The sequence below is a fragment of the Gemmatimonas sp. genome (assembly GCF_041689975.1).
Classification (GTDB): Bacteria; Gemmatimonadota; Gemmatimonadetes; order Gemmatimonadales; family Gemmatimonadaceae; genus Gemmatimonas.
Window position 1 is genome coordinate 1 of record NZ_JBDNFF010000379.1, and the last position, 6426, is coordinate 6426.

Sequence of the window (6426 nt, forward strand, 5' to 3'; positions counted from 1 at the left end):
CGACGGCGCCCCCAGCGAGTGCGCCAAACCGAAGCGCGTCCCTTCCAGGCAGTGTGCATGGATCATGGGGTCGGGCGACAGAATGACCGCGCGTTCGATGACATGCTGCAGCTCGCGGATATTGCCGGGCCACGGGTAGTGCTGCATCGATTCGAGGGCGTCGGGCGAGAGTCCGTCGATCTTCTTGCCCAGCTCGGCCGCGTAGCGCATCGCGAACCGGAGCGCTAGGACCGCGATATCCTCGGGGCGATCACGCAGGGGCGGGATCAGGACCGGGATCGTGGAGAGTCTATAGTACAAGTCCTGCCGGAACGTGCCTTGGTCAGCCTCAAAGGCCAGATCGCGGTTCGTGGTGGCCACGATGCGCACGTCCACCTTGATCGGCGAGGTGCCGCCGACCCGCTCGAATTCCTGCTCCTGCAGCACGCGCAGCAGCTTGGCCTGTAGATCGAGCCGCATCTCCGAGATTTCGTCCAGCAATAGCGTGCCGCGATTGGCGCGCTCGAAAGCGCCTTCGACCCGCTTGATGGCGCCGGTAAAGGCGCCCTTCTCGTGGCCGAAGAGCGCCGATTCGACCAGTCCCTCGGGGAGCGCGGCGCAGTTGAGCTTGATGAACGGCTTGTCGCGACGCTCACTCTGGTCGTGGATCGCGCGGGCGAACAGCTCCTTGCCGGTGCCCGATTCACCCTGCAGCAGTACCGTGGCCCGGGTGGGCGCGGCCATGGAGACCGTCTGCAGAATCCGGCTAATGGCCGGCGAGTCACCGATGATCTGCCGCTCGTTCCGAAACTGCATCACTTCCTTGCGGAGCGTTTCGTTCTCGCGCCGCAGGCGGACGAACTCCAGCGCCTGGTCGACCGCCAGCGCGAGCTGCTGAGGACGAACCGGCTTGGTAACATAGTCGATCGCTCCAGCCTTGATGCTGGCCACCGCGTGCTCGATGCTGGCGTGTCCGGTCAGCATGATCAGCGGGATGTCGTACCCCTCACGAGTGAGCAGCTGGATGAACTCCAGCCCGGTCAGCCCCGGCATTCTATAGTCGGAGATGATCAGGTCGATGCCGCCCCGCTCGAGGATCTGCAACGCTTCGGGGACGCTCCGGGCGCCGACCGGCGTATGGCCGGACTGGGCGAGCGAATCCTCGAGGATCAGTCCGACGCTCGGCTCGTCATCAACATACAGAATTGTGGCCATGGCGGAGCACTGCTGGGACGAAGGGGGGCGTCGGACGGGTGCCTTGGCTAGACACCCGGCAAAATTAGCCGCATGCCGGGAAAAACGCGAAGAAAATGCGATCTGTCTGACCAAATCGGCGTCGTTGCTAAAGGACCGGCTCACCCGTCCGATACCTGAACAGGAGTGCCGGCACCGTGTTGCAACCCTTCGGGGATGTAACGGTCCCCGATTCCACAGGTCAGATGCGCGTTACCAACTCGATCGTTACCCGAAACAGCCAATCACGCCTGCAGGCCAACCTGCAGGGGCTCGATCGCATTCGGGAAGACATTTCCTCCGGCATCAGCCTGCGGAAGATGTCCGACAACCCCACGGGTGGAGGTGAACTCGTGCGTGTCGGCAGCTCCATGCGCGCGCTGACGCAGTTCAAACGCAACGTGGACAGCGGCGTTGCCCGCGCCTCGGCCGAAGAGAACGTGCTCGACCAACTCACGAACGCGCTCACTCGCGGCATGGAGCTTGGCATCGCACAGGCGAACGCCACCGCGAACCCACAGTCGCGCCTCATCGTGAAGGCCGAAGTCGATCAGCTCATCAACTTCGCGGCGAACCTTGGCAATACGCGCATCGGCGACGAGTATCTGTTTGGCGGTAATCGCGCCGGAGAAGCGCCGTTCACCACACCCGCGCCGGCGACCGGTAGCTTCTCGCGGCTCACGCTGGCGGGCAATCCGGTCAATCCGAGCGGCAACATGACGCTCGAGATCGGTGACAATGTCTTCGTCACGCCCACGCACAACGGCACGGAAGTGTTCCTCACCACCGACGCTCTCGAATCGCTGCGCGCCCTCTCGACGGCACTCGGAAACAATGATCCGGTGGCCATTCAGGCCGCAGCCGACCGCATCACGACGGCCAACAGTAACGTGCAGTCGCTGATCGGGACGCAGGGTGCGCGCATCAACGAGCTGGAAACGGCTACGGTCAACCTCAATTTGATGGAGTTGACGCTGAAGGCGTTCCGCTCCGACCTGCGCGACACGGAAATCGACAAGGCGATGGTCGAACTCGTAGGCAAGCAGACGCTGTATCAGGCGGCGATGAGCGCGACTTCGCGTATCCTCGGACTCAGCCTGGCCAATTACCTCTGATATTGATGAGTCACGCCGTCATGGACCAGCAGGATCGCAGCACCGCGACGTATACGATCACGTCGCCGGCCGTTGGTACGATCGAAGTGAGCGGCGAAGCCGTGATGCATTTCACGGAAGCGTTGCGGGGATTTCCGGAGCGCACCGCCTACGCGCTGCTGCCCGCGGCACGTCACGGCCTCTGGTGGCTGCTCGCGGTCAACGAGCCGCAGACGACCTTCTTGCTCGCCGATCCGTTTGTGGGACACCCTGAATACGAGATCGATCTCGGCGACTCGGAGCGTGACACGCTGCAGATCGTGGAGCCCACCGACGCGCTGGCGTTGGTGATGGTCGCGCTGCCGATGACGCCGAGCGAGCCCGTAACGGGCAACTTCCGCGCGCCGATCGTGTTCAACATCAGCAAGGGACTGGCGCAGCAGGTAGTGAATCGCGACGAGCAATATTCCCTGCGCGAACCGATGGATCTGGCGGCGTATCCGGCGCAGGACGACGGGTTTCGGCTCGTGTAGGGCACGCCCGCTCTTCCGCCTCCGTCGTGAGTTTACGTCTATTGCGGTGAGGGCGCAGTGTTACTCACGCGACAGCGTGCCCAGCATCTCGATGTACTCGGCCGGCGTGCCGCAGTCGAAGTAGCGACCATCGATCCGGTGGCCAGTCACTGGAGCGCCTGCGAGCACCGCAGCCCGCACGGCGTACCCCACATGCGGGTCGCTCGCCGCGAGGAAGGGCTCGATCGCGCGCGAAAACGTGAGGGCGCCCCACGACAATGGGTACTCGCATGAAGGATCCTTGTCACGCAGGTCCGTCACGCCACCACGATCGTCCAGCAACACTTGACCGAGCTTGCCGCGTTGCGTCTCGCGAATACTCCAGCACGACAGATCTGCGACGGCCGGTGCGTCGCTGAGGCGGGCATACGGTGTTTCGCCTAGAAAGTACGTGTCTGGCATGATGAGCTGGAACACTTGGGCCGATGCGATACGGAGTACACGCATGATGGTCTCCGTCATCGTGTCTGTCTGCATCGGAAGAATCACGATGCGGTCGCGCGAAAGTCCCAGCGAATTGAGCAGTCCTACAAGGTCTGGACGTGTAGGAATCCAGACCACATCGCACAGGGGCAGCAGATGCGCGATGTGACGTTCGAGAAGCGTGGTGTACGAGAGGTCGCAGGGCAGCAGGAACTTGGGAATGCCGCGCATTCGCGTTGCAAGTCCGGCAGCGGGAATGATCGCGTCCATTGCACGGAGAGCAGAGGGGATAGGCCGGCAGCGTGCCGTTGGCTTGCGCCAAGTATCGCGCGTGCTACGTTGCGAGGCAATAACCAGCTGTCAGATCCGATCGCCGGACCAGTTACTCGTGGTCCAGGTGTCGTCGCAACGATCATCTGCTACCCTGAACGGATGCTCCATGTCTGAGGCGTTCTTGCCCGCCGGAACGGCTAGGGTGCAACTGGTTCTTCCGACGATCAATTGGCACGACGGAGTCGCGCGGGTCGTGCGTGCTGCCGCTGACGCCTGTACCCGTCACCAAGACGTGCGCTTGGTGGTGGCTGACGGCCGTGGGCTCGAACCGCTCCGGGACTTCGTGGAGAGGCTCCGCCGAGAAGGCGGGGGGGATCTCCGGTACCTGCAGGCGACCTCACTGATCGATCGATTCGACCGCGCCGTCGATCCCGCGTGTGACTGGACGCTTTTTCTGACCGACGATGACGCGTTCACCATCAACTACCTCGACTTGCTGATCGAGGGAACGAGGGATGCCGCCAATGACGTGGCGATCGTCGCCCCGACGCATTGTCTGGTGGCAAGCGGTGCCGAACTCCAAAAGACGCGTGCGGCGCCGACACTCCGGCACTCGACGGCCGCGTCGCGACTCCACGCGCTTTATAGTGCACGCGACGCCAACGTCTCGCTGTACTTCGCGGCGCATCGCACTCCCGCCGTTCGCCAATGGGTCGACACGTTGCTGCGAAAGGGGTACACGCCGAGTTACTACGACCAGCTGCTGATCGCTATCGGCGTGGCAGAGGGCGCGGTCGTTCCGACCACGCGAGTCACCGTCCTCGTTCGCGACGAGCACAATTGGAATCATCAGGATCGCGTGATCGAAACGGATGCGCGATACTATCCACATCGCGGAATGGTCTTTTGCCATGAGTTGTTTTGGGTGGGGGACGTCGTGCGCGCACTCGGTGCTCACCGAGAAGGGGAAGCGCTGGATCCGGCGCTCGTCCTGCTGGCCCGCGAGCTGCTCCCCAACGTGTTCGCCTTACAGGAGCGACGCTGCGCGCTACTCCGCCTCTTGCCTACCGCCGCCTTACAGCGCGAATTCGAGATGCTCGCCCCGTTCGTCCTTGCCCTCCTCGACGAGCCGGCGTCGATAAGTCATCGTCGCGCCCTGTCCGAATTGACCGCAACTGCCGAGCGGCTGGAGCAGCACTTCCGGAACTCACCTGACCTGTTCGTACGCGAGGTAGTCGCGTGAGTAACCTTCGCTCCGGTTGCCGCCACCGTTTAAACTCCCCATAATGAATTCTCGCATCAGACTGCCTGGCGTCTCGTTCTGCATCATCACGGACGGGCGACGACATGATCAGCTGCTCTCGGAAATCGCCTCTATCCGTGCGCTGCAGCTACCGGACTTCGAAATCATTGTCTCCGGCACGCTGTCTGCGCCGATCGACGACATTACCTTCGTCGACAGTACGGCGGAAGCTCTTGCCGGGCGCCTTGGCGCGATGCGCAACCGTGCCTGTGCTGTGGCCCGTTTCGACCGTCTCGTAGTCGCGGACGACGACCTCCGTTTCCACCGCGACTTCGCCATCGTGGGTGATCGACAGTTGTCGTACGATGTGCTCTGCGTCCGACTTCTCAATATCGACGGGACCCGCTACTGGGACTGGGCCACGCACGGCGGACCGCGTGGGCACAGCCTACTGGCGTATGACGAGACCGACAGCCACGTGTACGTGTGCGGCTGCTTGGCGGTGATGGATCATCGGGTCCACGACGCGGAACAGTGGGCAGAAGATCGCGGGTTCTATCAGGCCGAGGACGTGGAGTGGTCCGAACGAGTTCGCGCTGCGGGCTTTCGGATCGAGCACACACCGTTGGCGACGGTCACGCATCGCGACGAGCGGTACACACAGCGTGGTCTCGTCATGGCATTTCGACAGGATCTCCTGCGTGAGGAACGCATTGCGCCCACGGTCACGGCACGAGGGTTCTTTCGGCCGATCGATCCTGGTATGCGCTGGATGAGTACGGAAGAAGCGGTCGTTACGGCAGCGGCGGCAGACGCGCCTGATCGCATCCTCCAGTTGTCCCTTGCCTCAGTGGCGCCTGCCCTCGCAGCGCGCGGTGTCGACGTCACAGTGCAGATCGATTCGAACATCTCGCTGCTCCGATTCCGTGGTCAACAGTCCTTGATACTGAGCGTCCCCCTGTCAACTGAATCACCGACACGCATTCGGCTGACGAGCAGCGGGGGTGACCCGGCATCCACCGTGGGGCTCGATGATCCGCGCTTCGTGAGTGTGCTGTTGCACGACGTCTGCGTTGCCGATAGCCCGAAATCGGCGACGGACTGATGCCCCCTCAATCCGATCGAAGCTCATGACCGTCAGTACTCCAATGCATCAGCTGATCACTTCGGTGAATCACTGGTGGCACTCCATTCCTGTTGCGCCAGGTGTGATTACGCCCGGGCACAAGACTCCGGAGATCCTCGCCAAGGAACTGCAGAATGTTCCGCTCCATCTCGTGCAGGGAAAGACTGTACTCGACATCGGCGCGTGGGATGGATTCTTCTCGTTCGCCGCGGAAGCGGCGGGTGCGTCACGTGTCGTGTCACTCGATCACTACGTCTGGGGTAAGGACTTCGGCACCGGAGACGAGGGGCGAGCGAGCCCGTATTGGGAAGCGGAATGGCCGGGTAAGATCGGCTACAACGTGGCGCGGGCACTGCGTGGCAGCCGAATCGAATCGGTGACCGCCGACTTCATGGCGATGGACCCCGCGAGCATCGGCACGTTCGACGTGGTGTTCTTTTTCGGCGTCCTGTACCACATGCGACATCCGCTGCTGTCGCTCGA

General features: G+C 62.7%; 7 protein-coding genes. 5 read left to right on the forward strand and 2 right to left on the reverse strand.

Features of this window, described 5'->3' with window-relative positions; all coding sequences use genetic code 11:
• On the reverse strand, window positions 1-1194 hold a 1194-nt coding region (locus tag ACESNG_RS21695), incomplete at its 3' end, for a sigma-54-dependent transcriptional regulator (protein ID WP_373070825.1).
• Between the two features lie 176 nt (window positions 1195-1370).
• Between ACESNG_RS21695 and ACESNG_RS21700 the strand changes: the two genes are divergently transcribed.
• Together ACESNG_RS21700 and fliW are read left to right on the forward strand one after the other, a co-directional pair.
• The gene (locus ACESNG_RS21700; protein ID WP_373070827.1) at window positions 1371-2327 is read left to right on the forward strand and encodes a flagellin; all 957 of its coding nucleotides are present in this window, start codon (window positions 1371-1373) and stop codon (window positions 2325-2327) included.
• A 5-nt stretch (window positions 2328-2332) separates the two neighbouring features.
• Window positions 2333-2839, forward strand: a complete 507-nt coding sequence (fliW, locus tag ACESNG_RS21705) for a flagellar assembly protein FliW (protein WP_373061796.1) — start codon at window positions 2333-2335, stop codon at window positions 2837-2839.
• 60 nt (window positions 2840-2899) lie between these two features.
• Here fliW and ACESNG_RS21710 read toward each other — a convergent pair whose 3' ends face one another.
• Window positions 2900-3571 (reverse strand): NTP transferase domain-containing protein, encoded by a 672-nt coding sequence (locus ACESNG_RS21710; protein ID WP_373061798.1) that lies wholly within the window; start codon window positions 3569-3571, stop codon window positions 2900-2902.
• Between the two features lie 169 nt (window positions 3572-3740).
• Between ACESNG_RS21710 and ACESNG_RS21715 the strand changes: the two genes are divergently transcribed.
• The 3 genes from ACESNG_RS21715 to ACESNG_RS21725 form a co-directional block, all read left to right on the forward strand.
• Window positions 3741-4817, forward strand: coding sequence for a hypothetical protein (locus ACESNG_RS21715; RefSeq protein WP_373061800.1), 1077 nt, complete (start codon window positions 3741-3743; stop codon window positions 4815-4817).
• 43 nt (window positions 4818-4860) lie between these two features.
• A complete protein-coding gene (locus ACESNG_RS21720) occupies window positions 4861-5922 on the forward strand; it encodes a glycosyltransferase family 2 protein (protein WP_373061802.1) in 1062 nt (353 codons plus the stop codon).
• Window positions 5923-5947: 25 nt separating this feature from the next.
• Window positions 5948-6426 (forward strand): class I SAM-dependent methyltransferase (locus tag ACESNG_RS21725; protein WP_373070829.1); only part of this gene is annotated, 479 nt, incomplete at its 3' end.